This is a genomic window from Coleofasciculus sp. E2-BRE-01 (assembly GCF_040221695.1).
GTDB lineage: Bacteria > Cyanobacteriota > Cyanobacteriia > Cyanobacteriales > Coleofasciculaceae > Coleofasciculus.
In genome coordinates this window covers 23270-42484 of sequence record NZ_JAVKEA010000194.1, presented here as the reverse complement: position 1 = coordinate 42484, position 19215 = coordinate 23270, and the positions used below count along the sequence as shown (strand labels likewise).

17 protein-coding genes are annotated in these 19215 nt (G+C 46.5%); 3 read left to right on the top strand and 14 right to left on the bottom strand.

Annotated elements, in window-relative coordinates:
• Positions 1–219: 219 nt before the first annotated feature.
• The 6 genes from RIG66_RS24595 to RIG66_RS24570 form a co-directional block, all read right to left on the bottom strand.
• Positions 220–2076, bottom strand: coding sequence for a right-handed parallel beta-helix repeat-containing protein (locus RIG66_RS24595; protein ID WP_446381319.1), 1857 nt, complete (start codon positions 2074–2076; stop codon positions 220–222).
• Between the two features lie 302 nt (positions 2077–2378).
• On the bottom strand, positions 2379–3920 hold the full coding sequence (locus RIG66_RS24590) for an HlyD family efflux transporter periplasmic adaptor subunit (RefSeq protein ID WP_446381318.1): 1542 nt from the start codon (positions 3918–3920) through the stop codon (positions 2379–2381).
• 96 nt (positions 3921–4016) lie between these two features.
• Positions 4017–7067 carry a peptidase domain-containing ABC transporter gene (locus RIG66_RS24585; protein ID WP_446381317.1) on the bottom strand — a complete coding sequence of 1017 codons (3051 nt, stop codon included), beginning with the start codon at positions 7065–7067 and terminating at the stop codon, positions 4017–4019.
• 58 nt (positions 7068–7125) lie between these two features.
• Positions 7126–7863: a peptidylprolyl isomerase gene (locus tag RIG66_RS24580; protein WP_446381316.1), complete on the bottom strand. Its 738-nt coding sequence runs from the start codon at positions 7861–7863 to the stop codon at positions 7126–7128.
• A gap of 254 nt (positions 7864–8117) precedes the next feature.
• Positions 8118–9248, bottom strand: a complete 1131-nt coding sequence (locus RIG66_RS24575; RefSeq protein WP_446381315.1) for a tRNA (guanine-N1)-methyltransferase — start codon at positions 9246–9248, stop codon at positions 8118–8120.
• Positions 9249–9282: 34 nt separating this feature from the next.
• On the bottom strand, positions 9283–9408 hold the full coding sequence (locus RIG66_RS24570; protein WP_446381314.1) for a hypothetical protein: 126 nt from the start codon (positions 9406–9408) through the stop codon (positions 9283–9285).
• A gap of 498 nt (positions 9409–9906) precedes the next feature.
• Here RIG66_RS24570 and aroF point away from each other — a divergent pair, with 498 nt between their 5' ends.
• Positions 9907–10749, top strand: coding sequence for a 3-deoxy-7-phosphoheptulonate synthase (aroF, locus tag RIG66_RS24565; RefSeq protein ID WP_446381313.1), 843 nt, complete (start codon positions 9907–9909; stop codon positions 10747–10749).
• 627 nt (positions 10750–11376) lie between these two features.
• Here aroF and RIG66_RS24560 read toward each other — a convergent pair.
• The 5 genes from RIG66_RS24560 to RIG66_RS24540 all read right to left on the bottom strand — a co-directional run bounded on the left by RIG66_RS24560 (position 11377) and on the right by RIG66_RS24540 (position 14257).
• Positions 11377–11781, bottom strand: coding sequence for a DUF5615 family PIN-like protein (locus RIG66_RS24560; RefSeq protein WP_446381312.1), 405 nt, complete (start codon positions 11779–11781; stop codon positions 11377–11379).
• The gene (locus RIG66_RS24555; protein ID WP_446381321.1) at positions 11774–12100 is read right to left on the bottom strand and encodes a DUF433 domain-containing protein; all 327 of its coding nucleotides are present in this window, start codon (positions 12098–12100) and stop codon (positions 11774–11776) included. The genes RIG66_RS24560 and RIG66_RS24555 overlap by 8 nt, the downstream gene beginning before the upstream one ends.
• Positions 12097–12762, bottom strand: a complete 666-nt coding sequence (locus tag RIG66_RS24550) for a pentapeptide repeat-containing protein (protein WP_446381311.1) — start codon at positions 12760–12762, stop codon at positions 12097–12099. The genes RIG66_RS24555 and RIG66_RS24550 overlap by 4 nt, the downstream gene beginning before the upstream one ends.
• Before the next feature lie 62 nt (positions 12763–12824).
• Positions 12825–13058 (bottom strand): pentapeptide repeat-containing protein, encoded by a 234-nt coding sequence (locus RIG66_RS24545; RefSeq protein ID WP_446381310.1) that lies wholly within the window; start codon positions 13056–13058, stop codon positions 12825–12827.
• A gap of 527 nt (positions 13059–13585) precedes the next feature.
• The gene (locus RIG66_RS24540; RefSeq protein ID WP_446381309.1) at positions 13586–14257 is read right to left on the bottom strand and encodes a pentapeptide repeat-containing protein; all 672 of its coding nucleotides are present in this window, start codon (positions 14255–14257) and stop codon (positions 13586–13588) included.
• A 104-nt stretch (positions 14258–14361) separates the two neighbouring features.
• Between RIG66_RS24540 and RIG66_RS24535 the strand changes: the two genes are divergently transcribed.
• Both RIG66_RS24535 and RIG66_RS24530 read left to right on the top strand, forming a co-directional pair.
• Positions 14362–14934 (top strand): restriction endonuclease subunit S, encoded by a 573-nt coding sequence (locus RIG66_RS24535; protein WP_446381308.1) that lies wholly within the window; start codon positions 14362–14364, stop codon positions 14932–14934.
• The gene (locus RIG66_RS24530; RefSeq protein WP_446381307.1) at positions 14931–16436 is read left to right on the top strand and encodes an N-6 DNA methylase; all 1506 of its coding nucleotides are present in this window, start codon (positions 14931–14933) and stop codon (positions 16434–16436) included. Before RIG66_RS24535 ends, RIG66_RS24530 begins: the two co-directional genes overlap by 4 nt.
• Positions 16437–16537: 101 nt before the next feature.
• Here the strand turns inward: RIG66_RS24530 and RIG66_RS24525 are convergent, their stop codons facing one another.
• The 3 genes from RIG66_RS24525 to RIG66_RS24515 all read right to left on the bottom strand — a co-directional run bounded on the left by RIG66_RS24525 (position 16538) and on the right by RIG66_RS24515 (position 19214).
• On the bottom strand, positions 16538–17083 hold the full coding sequence (locus RIG66_RS24525) for a cytochrome C (RefSeq protein WP_446381320.1): 546 nt from the start codon (positions 17081–17083) through the stop codon (positions 16538–16540).
• A 99-nt stretch (positions 17084–17182) separates the two neighbouring features.
• Positions 17183–18046, bottom strand: a complete 864-nt coding sequence (locus tag RIG66_RS24520) for a Uma2 family endonuclease (RefSeq protein ID WP_446381306.1) — start codon at positions 18044–18046, stop codon at positions 17183–17185.
• A gap of 259 nt (positions 18047–18305) precedes the next feature.
• Entirely contained in the window at positions 18306–19214 is a 909-nt protein-coding gene (locus RIG66_RS24515) for an AAA family ATPase (protein ID WP_446381305.1), read from the bottom strand.
• Between the last annotated feature and the right edge of the window lies 1 nt (position 19215).

Sequence of the window (19215 nt, the reverse complement as noted above, 5' to 3'; positions counted from 1 at the left end):
CATCAAACGCTTTTTGATAAATAATTAGATCTTCATGAGTTTTGATGGTTTTTTGGTCTTCTTCCTTGTCCACTTTCCCTCCAGGTCTTCCAAGTCTTACCTCCATTATACCGTCAATGTAAAAAACCTACCCTTGTGAGGGTGGGAGAAGGGGTTAGGGGATGAGGGGGAAAATGTCGAGAAGTAGATAGGGCTTGCTGCATGAATATGGCGCGTCTTCTACTCACGATTCCCATGCCGATTTACCGAACACTGGGGCGCAATATACCACGCCCCACCCCGATTCCCACTCAAATCGCACGCTTCAATTGGACCGGCACCATTGGATTCGACATAAATTCCTTGTGCCTGATTCCGATTAATCTGACATTGCCAAATCTTAGCATTACCCTCTTTTTTAATTGTGACGCCAACTCCCCCATTTGCGCCAATATCGCAGGCGGCTAACGTCACTTTACAATCCGAACCAATAAATACGCCATCCTGCTGCATTCTATAAATTTTGCAGTGCTGTAGCGTGGGATGACTGCCTTTAAGGATGTAAACACCTGTTTGATGCCCAAAGAGGGTACAGTGTTCGATTAATCCCTGACCATTCTGACTCACTAAAATCCCATACATTGCCCCTCCCTGGATCTGACAATGGCGGATTTTGGGATTCGCGATCGCGCCATGAATATAGATACAGGCAATACCGTTGGATATAATCGTACAGTCCTCTAAAATACATTGCCCTTGAGGAATATCAATGGCATAGGGCTTCAGCAAGGGTTCACCAATTAAACGCCCCATCCCATTTGCCTGTTGTACATTAAACCAATCTTGATGACGCAGGGTTAAGCCGCGAACAACGGCTTGTTCGGTCTGAATTTGCAGACAAGGTTGGTATCGACTTTCGATAATAATATCCTCGGGTTGTCCCTGTCCCACAATTTCCACGTCCTTATCAATCACTAAACTTTCCTGATAGAAACCGGGACGCACGATAATGCGCGTCTGAGGTTCCGCCTGTTTAATCGCATCCCGGATACGTCGATAATTCGCCTCACCCAGTTTAGCGACAATCAGTTCTTTTTTTATTGGAAGTAAGGAAGATGTTTTAGACAGAGATAATGAAGGCGGATTTGTCATCGTCTCTAAGTCATGGAGAACTTCTGTCGCTGACTGATAACGTTGCTTTGTCGCACCTTGCAACATTTTATCCAGAATACAACCTAACCGTTCGCTGATTGGATGGTTAAGAATATTTCGCCATACCCAAACCCCGTCATCGAATGAATACAAATCAAAGGGATCAGTTTTGGTTAAAAGATGAATACAAGTTACACCTAAACTATAGATATCGCTAGCAAATACGGCTTTCCCGGCGGCTTGTTCCGGGGCGGTATAGCCGGCACTGCCAATCACGGTTCCGGTAACCGATAGGGCGGTTCTAGGGGAAAACTTAGAGGCACCAAAATCCACCAGTACCAGTTTAGGGGCAGACGTTTGGAAAGAGGTGACAGATTCTGTCTGAGAGGTTGCTGAAATTTGAGTCAGTTGAGATGGAGAAGATGGAATACGTTGAATAATATTTTCGGGTTTAATATCTCGATGAATTACCTGTTGGTTGTGGATAAATTGTAAGACGGGTAATAAATCCTGCAACAGGTTAATAATTTGAGTGTCATCAAAACTACCCGCTTGAGCCAGTTTTTCAGCTAAAGTTTGTCCCGGAATAAACTCTTGCACCAAATATTGACAACCCTCTGCTTCAAAATGCGCCAAGAGTTCCGGAATTTGGGGATGTTTACCTAATTCATCCAAGCGCACGGCTTCTTGTTCAAAGAGTTCTGCTACTTTTTGTTGGTTTTGACTTCCGTGAATATGAGGAAAAACCTGTTTAATCACACAATGGGGTTTCGAGGGTTTATATTCATCCACCGCCAAGAAGGTTCTCCCAAAACCCCCTTGACCAATTTGGCGAATAGGTGTATAGCGATCGCCTAGTCGTAATTTTGCCCCACAGTTTTGGCAAACCCTACTCCCATTCTGGTTTTGGGGAGATTGACAGGTGAGGTTAATACAGTAGCTCATGCGTTAAGGGAACAGGGAACAGGGAACAGGGAAGCTCTCCGTAGCCTCGTTTCCAGGCTTGAGAAGGGAATGCTTTTAGGGAGGCTCTGCCTTTCATACTAGCGCTGGGGATCGCTCTTTGAATTTAGTCGGGGCGGGTTTAGTCACATCCGGGTGGCAAAAAACCTTAATAGTGAAACCCGCCCCTACAACCTTCTCAAAACTCCACACTCAGCACTTAGTCAGGGCGGGTTTTGGACAAAAGTTACTATCAATAGCGAAAAGAAAGTCCCTAAACCCGCCCCTACACACTCAAAACTTTTTTATCGTACCGTTTTTACACTATCAATTTTCCGCATAAACAAGTCGCTGAAGATACTAATCACAGGGCGCTTGCGTACCTTGATATTAGCGCTTATCGACATCCCCGATTGTAAGGGAACTTCTTTGCCGTTGACGGATATTGTTTGTCTATCCATGCGAATTTCGGCAGGAAAACGATAGAAGGGGTAGACTTCATTGGGGGGTAAGGCATCCGAACCAATCTGGACTAACTTGCCTTTGACATCCCCAAATTCGCTATAGGGGAAGGAATCAACCCTGACATCCACGGGCATTCCTTCATTGACAAAACCAATGTCTTGGTTAGTGATATAAACTTTGGCAACGAGTGTGTCATTCGGCACAATTTTCAGCACTGGCTCACTGGTGTTTGCCACAAATTCAGGACTGGCTTGCAAGTCAAACACGATGCCGCCTTCAGGTGCCTGTAATTCCTGATTGGTTAATGTTACCTGGATTTGGCTGAGTTGACTTTCGATTTCTTGGAGACGTTTTTGGTTTTCAACAATAATTTTGGTGAGTTGGCTGTCAATTTCAGCAATCCGTTGTTCGTTTTGGGCAATTAGCGTTCGCAGTTCTTCTTCTGAGAGCGCCATGGTGTTTTGTTTGCGTTCCTGGGCTTGCTGAATCGCTTTATCTAACCGTTCCTGTTCTTGTCTCAAACGGGCTACTTCGGCGGCACTGCTGTCGGTGTCTTGTTTCTGACGCAGATACTGGAGTTCGCCGAATGCACCTTCTCGCCACAGTTTTTCTAGGCGATCGGTAATTTCTCGGTTAAAGGCTAACACTTGTACCGCATCGGCAAGTTGGATTTGGGTTTGAGTCAGTTGTCGGTTGAGTTGTTCGACTTCTAAATCGGCTGCCGCGACACGAGAGTTATACTCGTTTTGGCTTGCCTGTAAGCGTTGCCGTTGGGCTAGAGTTAATCCGGCTGGATTTCCGGTGAGTTGGGCTTGATAAAAGTTCTTTTCTGCCACTAAAGCCGCCCGATTTTTGGTCAGTGAGGCAATTTGGGGCGGGAGTTTCTCTGGCAGATTTTCGGGGTCAATGGGAACGGCTTTGCCCGTCATCTGAGCCTGATAAAATTGATTTTCTTGGATTAAAGCGGCGCGAATTTGCTGGAGGGATTTAAATTGAGCTTGAGCCGCCGTTTGGTCGAAGGTGAGTAGGGTATCCCCTTTTTCGACGCGATCGCCTTCTTCAATCTCCACCGATTTAACCACCCCACCTTGAGGGGCTTGGACTTCCTTGACAGCCGCTTTGGGTTCGAGTTTGCCTTGGGCGGGAATGGCTTCTTCAATTTTCGCCAAACACGCCCAGCCGACGCTTAATGTCGTCACCCCAATAATCGCTACCACAATCATTCGGGGCCACAGGGGAGATTGTTGCAGGATAACGGGTTGATCAAATTCCGGCGGTTGATTGGTTCGACGGGTGGTTCCGGCTTTGGTTGCGGTTTTCACCGACTGTGCGGGCGATCGCGTGGCAAGGGGTTGGCTGGATGATCCGTTGCGTTGATTCATGATATAGTTAGTCCTTCGTCATTCGTCATTCGTCATTCGTCAGTTGTCATTCGTTATTTGCTTACTGGCTACTAACATAAGCATGATGAATGACCATTAAAGTTGAGCGTCTTGCTGTTGATAGAGGCAGTAGTAGCGCCCTTGCAGTGCCATCAGTTCGTCATGGGTTCCTTGTTCAACGACTGAGCCTTTATCCATCATTAAAATGATGTCGCTGTTGCGAATGGTACTTAAACGGTGGGTAATGAAAAAGACGGTGCGTCCTTTGAAGGCTTCAATTAAATTTAAACAAACTTGCCGTTCGGTGTCATAGTCAAGGGCGCTGGTGGCTTCATCCAAAATTAAGAGTCGCGGATTTTGTAGTACCGTGCGGGCAATGGCAATCCGCTGGCGTTGTCCCCCTGATAGGGATGATCCCCGCTCCCCGACTCTTGTATTGTAACCACTGGACAAGCCCATGATAAAGTCATGAGCGGCAGCGACTTTGGCGGCTTCAATGATTTCCTCGGCGCTAGCATCGGGATTGGTCAGGGCAATATTATCTTGTACCGTACCATCAAACAGCAGACTATCCTGGGGTACAATCCCTACCTGACGACGCAGAGAATAGAGTTCAACTTTGGAGATATCGTAGTTGTCGATTAGAATTCTGCCGGAATCGACATCATAGAGGCGGGGTAATAGTTTCATTAACGTACTCTTACCGGAACCACTTTGACCGACAATCCCGACAAATATACCAGCCGGAAAATGCAGGTTAATATTGGTTAATTGCCAAGGACCACTGGTGCCAAAGCGGAAAGAGAGATTTTCATACTCCACTTCCCCTTTGATTGGCGGCATAGGAATATTTAAGCGATCCTCTTCATCCGCTTCTTGAGGGCTATCCACAATATCACTTAACCGTTCCAAGGATAGCGCCGTTTCTTGGAAATTCTGCCACAGTTGGGCTAACCGGAGTAGGGGACTGGTAACATAGCCGGAAATAATTCGGAAAGCGATTAATTGCCCCAAGGTTAACTGCCCATCTAACACCAGATAAGCCCCCACCCACAGCACTAACAAAGCGGAGAGTTTATTCAAAAAATTACTCGCTGAACCCGCCGTTGTGGACGTTAACACCGTCTTGAACCCCGCCGATACATACCGGGCATAGCGTTCCTGCCATTGCCAGCGCGTTCGCAACTCGATGTTTTGCGCTTTGACGGTTTGAATCCCAGACATGACTTCCACTAAATAGGATTGAGTCTGGGCGTTCCGTTCGGCTTTGGTTCGCAGTTGGCGACGGACAATCGGTGAAACAATGACGGTTAACAACACAAACAGGGGAATAATCGCCAAGGAGACAATGGTTAGCACCCAGCTATAAATAAACATGACTACGATGTACAACACGGAAAACACCGCATCTAACACCACCGTCAACGCCGTTCCGGTGAGAAACTGCCGAATATTTTCTAACTCATTAATTCGACTTGCCAGTTCCCCCACGGGACGCCGTTCAAAATACCGCAACGGTAAGCGGACTAAGTGGTCAATAATCTCCGATCCCAGATGCATGTCAATCCGGTTCGTGGTATCCACAAATAGATACGTTCGGAAACTGGTTAATAGCGCCTCAAAAACGGCAATGATCACCAGGAACAACCCCAGTACATGCAGCGTATCAATACTGTTCTGCACAATCACCTTATCGATGATCACCTGAATCATCAACGGATTCGCCAATCCAAATAGCTGCACAAAAAACGAGGCGATAAACACCAAGATTAAGACGCGGCGATAGCGTACCAGCGACGGCAGAAACCACTGCAAACCAAACCGTTGCTTCGGCGTATGTTTCGTCCGTTGTACCAGCAGCACCGGGATCGCTTCCGGTGACTGCCCGTCTTCGCTTCTCGGTAAACTATCCAGTAAATCAGCAGGTTTGCGGCGGACAATCCCCAGTTCTGGCACGCCCAGCAGCAATTCCCGTGGCTTGGCTTCATAGAGAACGGCAAAGCCTTCATACCAAGGAACCAGGGCGGGGGTTTGCAGGCGACTAATCGATTGGGGCGGTACATTTACCAATTGGGCATGTAAACCGATTAAATCCGCCACCGCCCCGCATAGAGGCAAGGAAAGACCCCCAGTTCGCTGCATCTGTTCATTAAGTACCCGACGAATCACATCGCGGCGAAAGGGCATCTCTAAATACTTACTCAGCATTTGGAAACAGGCGAGGGTCCCATCGAGGAGTCCCTTCCCTCGGACATGGGGATATTTGCGGCGTTGGTCAGAGGTTTGATCGACGTCCTCGGTGGCTTCTGGCGGTTTATCGGGGGCATAGGGGATACTATCGTTGCCATCGGTATCATCCAGCCAGGGGTCATCGTCGGTGGTGAGGGGGGTTTGTTCACCAACTACTGTAACTGGGGCGGTAGGGGGTTCAGTTTCACCTTCCCCGACTAAATCCGATTCGCGAAACCCGACAATCCGGGCGGGGGTAGATCCTTGGATGTCCAATCCCTGAGAAATTGCCTCGGGCGTCAGCCGACTTCCCACGGGAAAATCTTTGACGACACTCCCGCCACTGACAAACCACACCCGATCTGGTGTCAGGAGTTCCGTGGCGTCTGTCATGGGATAGAGGTAACGCACCTCGGCATCTGGGTAAGCGTTTTTTGCCAGTTCTTTGAGATTCATAATCCCACTGGCTTGGCGCACCAACTCCGCGCCGATTAACTCGAAGGCTTCGATGACACTGCACTGGTTTTGGAACGCGGCGGTAGCGTTGGGTTCCTGTGCCATCAACGATAAAAACTGACCTGTGGGGATGGTTAAGCAAACCGATTCCGTCGATGCGATCGCGGTTTCACAAGGGATACCCCGGATCAGACTCACCCAACCCAGAATCGCGCCCGGTTTCAACAAGTCCAGAGTGACGGGTTTTTGGGTGGTTTGTTCGTAGCTTAAAAGCCGCGCCTTTCCCTCATAGAGAATCGAGATTTGAGAGGGCATTTTGTCTCGCACCAGGATCGGTTGACCCATGCGATAGCGCAGTAGTTGACTTTTTTCCGCCAACTTGGTTAGGGTCGAAGCTTCAAGTTGATTGAAGGGAACGATATCCGCCAGAAAATCCTGAATCGTTGTCTTTGTGTAGGTCATGGGCAAGCCTCAGGGAATAGCATTGTTCCAGACGTGCCATGGCACGTCTGGACAGGGTTTAGGATTGAACGGGTGTACCTAAGGATATCTGTTGTCGCAGTTGCTCTTTTAACCAGGTGGTAAACATTTCATCTAGGAGTCGCTGACGCATGGCATCATCTAGTTGTACGGGTAAAAATTTTTCTAAACGAATGACGATAAACCAGTCCCCCAAGCGGGTAGGGGGTAGAAGTTGACCCGGTTGGCTAACGGTTAACATTTGCGCCAAGGTGGGGTGGGGTGTACTCAGTTCCACAGGTCCGACTAATCCGCCTGTTTGCGCCTCTGGTCCTTGGGAATAATCACGGGCGAGTTCATTAAACGATTGTTCTCCTTCTTGGATACGAAAATAGAGTTCTTGGGCAATCGCCGCCTCCTTTGTCCGAATCAGGGAATAAATCACCCGATCTAACCGTCCTTTGCGCTTGAGGAAATAGGATTCAATCTTATGTCCCCAAGTCGCCTGTTTAAATTTTTCCAGCTTCAGTCCCCGAACCGCTAACTCTTCAACTTGTTCTAAGCTTAAGTCTTGGCGATCGCGCCACGCTTGACGCTCTTCCTCGGAAGTTAGCTGATTTTTAGTATAGAACTGCTCGCAGGCAGCATTTTTTTCTTCGTCGGTACAATCTATGGTGGCAATGGCTTGATCAATAATGATTTCTCGCAATAACTGAGGGAGTAATTGATATTTGGCTAACAGGGGAATTACTTCTTCAGCCGTGATGGTTTGGTCGCCAACCTTTAAAATGGCAGTCATCGTGGTGAGAAGCCTCTCAAGGTAGTGTTTTCAATAGGTAATGGACTGGGCGATTTCCAAGATAACATCTTGCTTCAACTCAGCGTTATACTCTAGCACCACGATGAATTAAAAGTTTATGAAAGTTAAGATTTTTCCTTGGAGCGAGAATTTTGTTAATTTTTTTGTGCAACGGTAATAATTCGTCATTTGTCATTGCCCTACTCGCTCCCGAAAAGAAGCAAGCTACGTCCTTCGTAAGGGTTTGAAGCTTGTTAACATTTCTTAGTACAGTGTACAGAATTTAGGGCGACAGCGATACAAGTGTGAATATCGGCGTTGGTTTTAATTGCTCCGGGTGTAATATGAGTCGCACAGGCGAAATATCCGCGATCGCGCAATGCTTGAATCAGATTCTCTCGTTTGGGGATATCCAAACGCCCTCGGCGTCCAATTTCCGCCAAGGTATAAAAGTAGGGCGGGAAATCGGCTTCGGCTTCCATGAGGCTGAGGAGTTGTACCCGTTTTGACCAGTGCCACTTTTGAGCTAATCCCTGCATCTGCCTTAACCAAGATTGATTATGCAACAGTCCCAGCCACAGGGGACCACTCAGGGTCAGGGATTTTTGGTCATAAGCACAAACCACACGCCCTAACTGACGCCAGGACACAGTTTGATAATTGCCACAGTGATGACAATAACCCAGAAACCCGTAATTTTGCAGCGTCAACGGCTGAGTTTTGACCAAACGCACCATCAGGCGATAGGTTTGACCTGTAAACAGGGAGAAAATCGGCTCAATCCCCAAACCCTTGGCAATGGCTTGCTGCTGGAGTTTACCAATCACCACTCGTAATCCTTGTTCCTGGGCGGCGGGATGGTTGCGGGGATATGCCCCATAAATACCCAAACTACTTTCTGAAGCATGACCCGTCAGCTTGCGCCCATCGGTACTGGTGAGATAGAGGAGTCCCCCTAGTTTCAGCGCCCAGAGGCTGGTATCCAGATAGGGAGTAGGGGAACCAAAGCAATCCACATCGATGAAATCGTAGTAGTCTCGGCGGTTATAGCACTCAAAAAAGACCTGATTGGCGTCGAGATGGGTAAGGGTGGCTTTATGGCTTGCGATCGCGCCTGCTAAATTTTGCTGTAGAATCGGCTTAAGCTCAGGATTTCCCTCATTCACCCATATCCAATCCGCTTGACTTTCCAAACTATAGCGTAGAGAACGCACTCCACAGCCACTCATCGCATCAATTACTCGTAAGTGACCGATTTGAAACTTATAAATGGCTGCAGCTAAAACCCCTAAATCTCGCACCACTTGCGTCCCTGGGCGATAAAATGCATTACCAATTTTAAATGTGGCATTGCCTTCGGTATGTTCGGTTAAATTTCGGGTCATTGTTTGCGCTTTTGAGTCTTATATTTATTATTTTTCAAATTTTCAAATCATTTAAAACTCGTTGCCAATCCTCTGGTGAGGCAACATCATGCTGGTAGAATTGAGCTTTGCCACCTGCCTGCTCAATCTGGCTGATGGTGTGGTAAGCTTTTGTCTTCAAAGAAAGCCTATTGCCTATTGCCTATTCCCTGGCGCGTAGCGCTATATATATGAGTTGGGTTTCGTCCTTAACCCAACCTACATCTTGTCTCCCTACCCGTGGGAAACAGAAACTTGATCCCGATCAGGTATTGACTTAGCCACAACAGCTTGCTATCGTGTCCAGTAACAGACATCTGGTTAACGTTTCATAAAAAGCCCTCAGCTATGCTCAACTGCAACAACTACTTTTATTTTTGGTTTACGGAGGTTCACCGGAGGTGAGCAGAGTTCCTCATGGAACCTCCCCGGTGGACCGCAGAGCGAAAGCTGCGGTCTTTTTGTTTTTTAAGGAGTATCTATGACAACCTACCTGAATCACTGGTTTACCTTGTTTTACTTTTTTTGGTTCGGAAGCAGTTCCGGGTAGGTGATGCTGCGTTAAATTTTCTCAGAACCCGGAACCCACAAGGAACCGGGTTTTTTAATTGTCCACTCATTGTTTAAAGGAATTAGTCTGATGGTGAATGCTACACTTGCCACCCAATCCGATCGCCAAACTTTGGTTCATCTGTCGGATCGTATCACTTTCGGCGGTGAGGAATTGGTGATAATTGCCGGTCCTTGTACGGTGGAGAGTCAATCGCAGATGGAAACGGTTGCCACTCAACTGCAACGCGCCCCGGTTCAAGCGTTGCGTGGCGGTGCTTTCAAACCCCGCACCTCCCCTTACTCGTTCCAAGGTTTAGGGGTAGAGGGATTAGAAATATTATCTCAAGTGCGATCGCGTCATCAGATTCCGGTGGTGACGGAAGTCATGTCCATTAGCCAAATCGAGTTAGTCGCTGCCCATGCTGATATGCTTCAGGTGGGCAGTCGTAATATGCAAAACTTTGATTTACTCAAAGCCTTGGGTAACGTTGATAAACCGATTCTGCTGAAGCGGGGATTAGCGGCGACTATAGAAGAATTCGTTATGGCAGCCGAATATATTCTCAGTCATGGAAATTCTCAAGTGGTGCTGTGCGAACGGGGGATTCGCAGTTTCGATACCTATACCCGGAATGTCTTAGATTTGGGGGCAGTTGTGGCACTTAAGCAGATGACTTCATTGCCTGTGATTGTAGATCCCTCCCATGCCACGGGCAAACGGGAATTAATTTCCCCGTTGGCGAAAGCGGCTGTCGCAGTAGGTGCGGATGGATTAATCATCGAGTGTCATCCCGAACCGGAAAAATCCGTATCGGATGCCCGTCAAGCGTTATCGTTAGACGATATGGTGCAATTAGTTCACAGCTTACATCCCGTCGCCGCCGCCGTCGGGCGAAAAATTCCAGCCAGTTTAGCGGCTGTGTCAGCCTGAGGTTTAATTTTAAATTGAGTTTTCGGCTGATGCGATCGCCTTATCCCGGACTTAGAAACAGTTCCGGGATGTTGTCGTTGTCAGGTCGATTCCCTTGTCGCTGGTGGTCAAGTAAAATGATGTTATCTTGCCTAATAATGCGAGGTTTCGGGAACACTAAACGGCTTTTCGCGCCAAGAGTATAACAGTTCCGATAACGAGAAAGCCAATTCCCCACCAAAGGGAGTTACCTGGGAAACTCTTGAGCAAGAGGGTTACGATTCCCGAAGTAAGAAGCGACCACCCTATTGTTGTTCGATATTGCATGAATTACAACTAAAGCCTCAAAGATGTTTAATGAACAGGGATTTACCCTGAGATACTGCTTAGGATAGTCGGGGAATCAGATGACAACCTCCATCAAGAGAGATAGGGGGTGCAATTGGGGTAAAAAACCCATCCCCCGGTACTCCGGTAAACTTACCCACGCCGATTACCTGATCCGACGTGCGGAGAATCTATCCGAAGGGGGTTGATACTGGGTAGCATAGCCAGGGGTTAGGGAGGGGTTAGGGTAAGTAACCCAATTACCAGGGAGAGAGGAATAAAGAGTAGCAGAGTAGAATGCATCGTCGCGATGAGGAAGACTCACCGGGTATATTCTTGGATCACAAACACTTGACGGCTGGATTTAGGCTGGTTCTGTTTTTTCACTCGAATTAAGCGATCGCGCAACGTTCCCACCGGGTTGTTGTTTAGTTCTTCTTGCAGGTAACTATGTAACGCTTGTGCCTGTCCGCGATAATCTCGATCCGTTTTACAGATAATGATACCGTGGTGAGGAATACCGCTACGGTGTAACTCAATAAAATCATCCCGGTTGAGCGTAATCACGGCTCGTTCGTGTTGGATGGCAAAGGCAAGAACCTCGTCATCTGGGATACCTTGATTCGCTTGCCCTGCATCATAAGAGGTGAGAACATCATAACCCAATTGGCGGAGTTCCTGGACAATATCCAGGGGAAAATTCTCATTCGAGTAAAACTTAACCATCCCCATCCTGATCAACCGTCGCGATCACGCGATCGCATTCTTCTGGATGCTGTTTATAATATGCCCAAGCCGCCGTCAGATCGTCTTGCGTCAATGTCGGATAATTTCGCAGAAGTTCCTGATCATCCGCCCCTTGCTGGCGAAAAGCCACCAATGTCCATACGGGGATGCGCGTGTTGTGAATGCACGGGTGTCCACCACATACCCCTGCTGTCACCTGAATTCGCTGGTTACTAAGTTGTTCAAGGAGCAAACGGCGTTCTTCTGGGGTGAGGGATTCAATAATTTGCACCAATGAATTGACCAGTTGCACGTTCATCGACATTCGCTATTGTTACCCCTAAATATTCTAGCGGAAGTTAGAAAGGGGGGAGCGATCGCACTTTCTCTAAGACTTGGCTCAAATACAGCATTCGTCAAGTTAGTACCTCTAAAGCATGTCCCCGAAAACTCTTTAATTTCTCGAATCGCGAGGATCAGGGAGTGCATCGTCAGCCAGAGAAAACTCACCGATAAACAACTCCAGACAACTCCCAAAGTTAGCTTTTGCACGCTTAAATACGCGATCGCACTCGTTCCCACCAGAAAGGCAAACCCATACCCCGCGAGAGTTCCCGCCACTGTGATCGCAATGGCGACGAATCGACTTCTCACTTTGAAACTCGCAATCGCTGCTACTATTCCTCCCAACACCGCCGCCGCCGTAGCGATTTGGGAGTTGTTGTCAGTGGTGGTTCCGGCGTAGAAGAAACTCAGCAAAGCACCAGATGCTGTTCCCGATATCACGGTGGCGATCTGTCCGACGCTAGACTTTGTACCCGTAATCTCCCTAACTCCCGAACCCGCCCCAGCAATTCCCAAACTAATATATAAGGCTAGAATATAAGCCCAAGTTGAACCTCCCGGAATCTGACCCAAAGCCCCAAAAATTGTATGCGCGATCGCATCGGCTGCTAATAATGCCACTAAGCTGTCATGCATTTAAATTGGGTATTAGTAGCGAGCAAGATGCTCGCACTACAAAGATTTCCCCATTATTGATATTAAGGTTTAAATGCCGAACAGCTTATCATCGCCACTCCTAGTACCAAGATGATCTGTCTGAGTGTTTGACCCACCTTGACTCGCTCAAAATTGGCTCCTTTTAAGGAAGCATAGCTAAAATCACAACCTCGAATATCTGAACCGCTAAAGTCTGCACCGTTGAGGTTTTGACCTTTAAAAGAGCGGTTTCGCAAGTCTTGGTTAGTCAAGTTTAGTGGGTGCGAATGAATCATGAATCGAGAACGATGAATCACCGAAATGGGATTAACTGGAAGCAATTTTTCATCATTGCGGGTATGGGTATCTTAGCCATCCCACTAATACTTTATAGTCGGCTGATTAGCTTACGCCCACCCCGTACTACTCCCTTCCCACTATAAGATTAGGTACTGTTAATGGCTGAAATTCTTATCATTACTAGATTTTAGTTCCATAGTTTTATGCCGGAATGGGAGTAAATGCGCCAATTCATACCAAACTTCCCATGGTTGAACGTCCAGTTGCCAATCACTTAGGCTTTTACGCTTTACCCGCGATAGAAAATCAGTAAATCGAATTTTTGGGATATGTGTTAGTCTTTCTCAGCTTGTGACGATAGTTAAGTCAATATTTCATCATCTCAACTCCAGTTGCTAACTATTCGCCAATTTCTTCAGCTTGATAACGCAGTATTAGTGAATGCACCCTGATAATCGAGAGAGTCACAAAAGCGACTCTCTGGTTTGTTTTGATCAAGATTCAAAATTCGTTGCTGTCGAGATTAGCGCAATGGGCTATTTACTGGAGTCATAGGTTGGGTTGTAGGCGTGGGTTTTGGTGATGAAGTTCCTGGAGTGGTGGGCTTGGCAGGAGAGACAGGCGTTGGCACTGAAGGGGGTTCATGCTTTATACCATTATAAATAGCGACTAAGCCGCCGCTACCTATAGAAGTAATGATAAGTGGTACAATTACGCGCTCCATTAACCATTTTTTATTTTTCTTCAATAGAGAATTGCCTCCAGTTTCAGAATCCTGAAAAATTCCGCCTCGCTTCTCCAGGTCACGCTTCCTATCATCAGTTAACCCAATGCAACCCCCAAATTTAGCACCATGCACCTTTGCCCCACTCAAATTAGCACCACTCAAATTAGCACTACTCAAGTCAGCACGGCTCAGGTCAGCACCCCTCAAGTCAGCGCGTTTTAGGTCAGCACCATTTAAATTAGCATCAGACAATAGAGCGCCGCGCAACTTTACTCCTATTAACGTTGCATCACAAAGCTGAGCATCAAACAGTTCTGCGCCATCCAGATCAGCGTAACTTAAATCGCTGCCCTTAAACTGAGTGCCTCTAAGTTTGAAGTTTCTAAGGTCGCCATCCTTGAAGTCGTGACCGCTAAGATTGCGACCGCTTAAGTCCTTGTTATGTCTCGCCTTCTCCAAAATATCCATAGTAACAAAGTATTGCTATACTATGGATAGTATAGCAATACTTATGAAAAATGGGACAACCTAGACAACCTATTAGGACACACCTAGGGCTAAGTGATGCATCTATGCCTCTCGATAGTCTGGCAGAGCAGCTATTCCAAGGGATTGCGCTCAGCCGCTACCGAGATGAGAAAGGTTCACCTGAACGAATTGTTAATTTACGCAATCTTGAGCAGCTATACGTTACGGAAGACCTCAGCGTAGAACAGCTTAGCGTACCTAACCTGTATAAACATAAGCTCAATACTGGTGATGTGGTCATTGCGATACGAGGTACGCCGTTAAAGGCTTCAGTAGTTACAGAGCAATTACAAGGTAGTGTAGCAGGTCAAAACCTAGCTGTCTTGCGTCTTAGGCAGGAGAAAGTTAATCCTGTGTACTTAGCAGTGGTGATGCGTTCAGAATGGCTTGCACGATCACTTAAAAAATATTACGCACCATCTATTGGTACGCAATTGATCAAGCTCACTCAACTACGCAAGCTCAAAATTCCGCTACCTGACTTGGCAACTCAGGATAAACTAGCTCAACTTTTTCTATCCACCGAACGCGCCAATCGAATAACCTTAGAAAAAATAGAGACTCGGCAAAAGCAAACGGAATTTATCCTCTCTAAAATTTTAGGAAGACAGTCATGATTGAAATGGAAGATTTAGAACGCGCAATTGAGAGTGCTACTGATCTACTACGCGGCGCTTTTGGCGTTCGTGACTACAAGAAGTATTTGTTTAGACTATTACTCCTTAAGCGGTTGTCTGACGTATTTGAAGAAGAGGCTGAGAGAATTGAACGAGAAACGGCTGATCACGACTTAGCTTGGAACGAACCGAGTATACATCGCTTTTTCGTTCCTAAGAATTCACGCTGGTCTTACTTACAGCATCTAAATGGATATGATATTGGCAATGAAATTAATAAAGTGGCTCGAAGCATTGAAGGTTACAACTCAGAACTTGAAGGAGTTTTTACTAGTGTTAATTTTGAAGATGCCTTTCAAAAAAATGCCGCCAGAAATTCTAGGAATGCATCCTACTATTTGGTTGAGTTAATTCAGCATATTTCAAGGTTAAGCTTTCGTAACAGTAACCTGAAAAAAGGAGCATTAGGTGAACTTTGTGAAGATCTGATAGAAAAAGATGCTGCTGATGCAGGAAAAAGAGGTGGAGAGTTTTATACTCCAAGTCAGGTAAAAAAATTATTAGTGCGCTTGCTTAAACCACAAGAAAAAATGAGCATTTGTGATCCAGTGTGTGGCACGGCAGGTTTCCTAGTCGAATGTGTAAGTCAACTAAAGCAGCAGAAAGATAATCCTAATAACCTATTGCTCTACGGGCAAGAGGCAAATTATGAAACCTGGGTCATTGCCAAAATCAATCTACTGTTGCACGACATTTTTGAGTTTGATATCCGCCTAGGAGATGTTATCAACGAGCCTCAACTGATACAGAATGGGAAGTTGATGCAATTTGATCGAGTAATTGCTAATCCTCCGTTCAATATTAAAAACTGGGGCTATGAAAATGCTAAATTTTTTGACGAACGTTTTCATTATGGAATTCCCCCCAAAAGCAGTGGTGATTTTGCTTTCATTCAGCATATCCTTTTCACGCTGAACAGCACTGGTCGGGCAGGGATAGTAGTAGCGCCTGGGGTACTATTCCGTGGAGGCTCTGAAGGCTCAATCCGCAAAGGAATTATTGAAGATGACTTGATCGAAGCGGTTATTGGTCTTGCCCCTAACTTATTTTATAGCACTGGTATTCCTTGTTCCATTGTGATTTTCAACCGAAATAAATCAGCAAACCGTAAAGGCAAAATATTATTTGTTGATGCCAAAAATGAATTTCAAAAGGATAGACCTAAAAATAATTTAAGCGATCAACATCTTGACCATATCGTTACCGTATACCGAGACTTTCGAGATGAAGAAGAGTACTCCAAAGTTGTTTCTATTGACGAAATAGCTGCCAATGACTACACTCTCAATATCAGCCGCTATGTGCTACCCTCAGAAGTTGTGATTAATTTTGATGCTGAGATTAAACGTTTGGGTAATAAGCTTCTTAAATTAGATACTGAACTTGCTGAAACTGAAAGGAAGATAAATAAATTTATACGCGAACTGGGGGGAGAGATATAACTTAACAACAAAAAGACAAAAAGGGGTTTTCAAAGTGTATTTGGTATCAGAGGCTCTATCAGTGTAAAAATGACCATCAAATCCATAATATTTCCACATCCCTACGGTGAATCATCCCACTCTGGGGTTAAACGCCGATAGTTATAATCTCTTGCTCCCGGATGACAACTGATGCACCCAGCCGCCGTCAATGTTGGAGGTAAATCAACACGCGGATGAAGTGCTTTAAAATATCGTGATTCAGTCACACGAAAGGGCGTTTTCTCATCTTCCCCTAACGGACGAGAAAACGTTCGTAAATAATTCCAGACAATGAAGATAAACGGGCGCGGAATCTGCTCTAACCGTTGTCCATAATGCTGTTCGGGTTCTAATAGCAGAGTTTCCCAGGTTTGAGTTGGCATGACTTCTGGGGGTAAAGCAACATGACAACTGCTACAGTTTTCCAGGTACAGTTTTAATCCAGTTTGATAGCGCTCTGGAATTGGGTCAATGGTGCCAATCGCCACCAGTGTTTCTGAATTCAGTGGTTTGGGTGTTTCTGTTGCCTTTAAAACCCCTGCCATACCGCCGCCGAGGAGGATACTCCAAGCCAGTACCAGCCCAAACAGAACGGCTTGCGATCGCAGATTTTTATGTTGCCGAATTTTTAACCCCACAGGCTTTACCCTAACTCGAACACCGGAAGTTTTTCTTGAACATTGGGAGATCCCCCCAAACCCTCCTTCAAAAGGGGGGTTTAAGCCTCAGCTTTGACCCTCCAAAAATGTATCAGGGTCAATTCCGGATTCCCGCAGTCGCTGAAGCACTGATTCTAACCTAGTTTCTGCTTCCTCAGCCCTAGATTCAGCATCCTCAGCTCGCTGTCGCTCTTGTTCCGCCTCAGTCAGAATCCAGTTGCCCTCTGGATCATACCAACGTAACCACAAGCGCTCAACGCCTTGAAACTCACCCTGCCATAATCCCAAACCTAATCCTAACTCCCTTATCCATACTCGCGATTCAGGTAACTCTAATTCTTGGTAACGCGCCCCCTCTAGTTTAAAGACTCGGAACTGATTGGTATAACGACTAAAAACGATATAGTAAGGAATCCGTAAAATCTGTTCATAAACCTCCCATTTTCGCGGCAGTTTGTCCTTAGACGGAGGCTCAATAGTTTGTCCATTACCCTCCAGCGAACTTGGCGCAGGTGGTAACGTATCCGCTGCCAATTCCCCTAAATCTTCTTTTTCCTTACCAGGAGACAGTAACTCCACCACCACAAACGGATTGATACCCTCTTGCCAAACCACGTAAGAAAGGCGCATATCGACTTGATCATAAAGTCGTGGTACACCCACCACACCAAACCAATCAGGTCGTTTGTACCATAGAGCATGACGCACATCATAGTAAAGGTTCATGTCACTAGCACAAAACACCTCCTCCACCGGATAATGGGGCGGACAGAACGTGAGGCTCAACAATTGTGCCTGCCAATCATGGAACTCATCAGGCAAACCCGGTTCCTCCGGATTTTCACTAGGCAGATCATACATCGTCGGTAGGGTTTCCCTCGGCGATTTGGGTGGATCACTTTGAGGAACAGGGTATTTGATCGGAAACATAAGATCTAGCTAGGAATGATCAGAAATAATAAGTCAATTTTAGGAATTCCCTTTAGGGACAAATCGTAGGGGCGGGTTTAGGGACTTAATTCAGATATCCACCAATAAATGTTCAACAAAACCCGCACTCCTCACCGATAAATCAACTAAATCAACAAAAACGCCCCTCTTCCCCACCGATAATGGAACAGCAAAACCCACCCTTCATCCTAACCAAGATAATTTTGTCGCTTTTATGACAATTTTCCACAAGTTCCTCTTACGGAATTGCCACCGAACGCAATAACTGTTCAACAATCGGCTTCGCCTGTCGCCCCCCTGCTGCCATGAGACGATGGGACAGAACATGAGGTGCCAGCATCTTCACATCATCGGGAATCGCGTAACTTCGCCCGTCCAAAAATGCGAAGGCTTGCGCCGCCCGTTGTAATGCCACAGTACCCCGTGGACTGACTCCCAAAACCACATCTTCCGCCTCACGAGATGCCCGTACTAAGTTAAGAATATACTGCTGTAACTCTCGTTCAACTTGCACCTGCTGACAAAGACGCTGTAATTCCAAAACATCCTCAGTTGAAATACAGGGTTTAAGCTCTGAAAGTTCCATTCCTCCCTGATGCAGTTGCAGCATTTGCAGTTCTTCCTCAGGCGTCGGATAACCCAGGGATAAAGATAGGGTAAATCGATCCATTTGCGCCTCTGGCAAGGGAAACGTCCCATGATACTCAATCGGATTTTGAGTGGCAATCACAAAAAAGGGTTGGGGAACGTTACGAGATTCCCCATCCACCGTCACTTGCCGTTCTTGCATCACCTCCAGTAAGGCTGACTGCGTGCGCGGGGTTGCCCGGTTAATTTCATCCGTCAGTAGAATATTGGCAAAGACTGGACCGGCGAGAAATTCAAATTCACGGCTACTGGGATTCCAGATATTTGTCCCGGTGATATCCGCAGGTAAGAGGTCGGGTGTACATTGAATTCGCTGAAATCGCCCATCAATGGAACGTGCTAAGGATTTTGCCAGCAGAGTTTTACCCACCCCAGGTACATCCTCTAGCAAAGCATGACCGCCTGAGAGCAAAGCAACCAGGACTAAACGAATGGCATCGGCTTTCCCGACAATTGTCTGAGCCAGATTTTCTTTGAGTTGCTCAATCCGTTCTCTCATT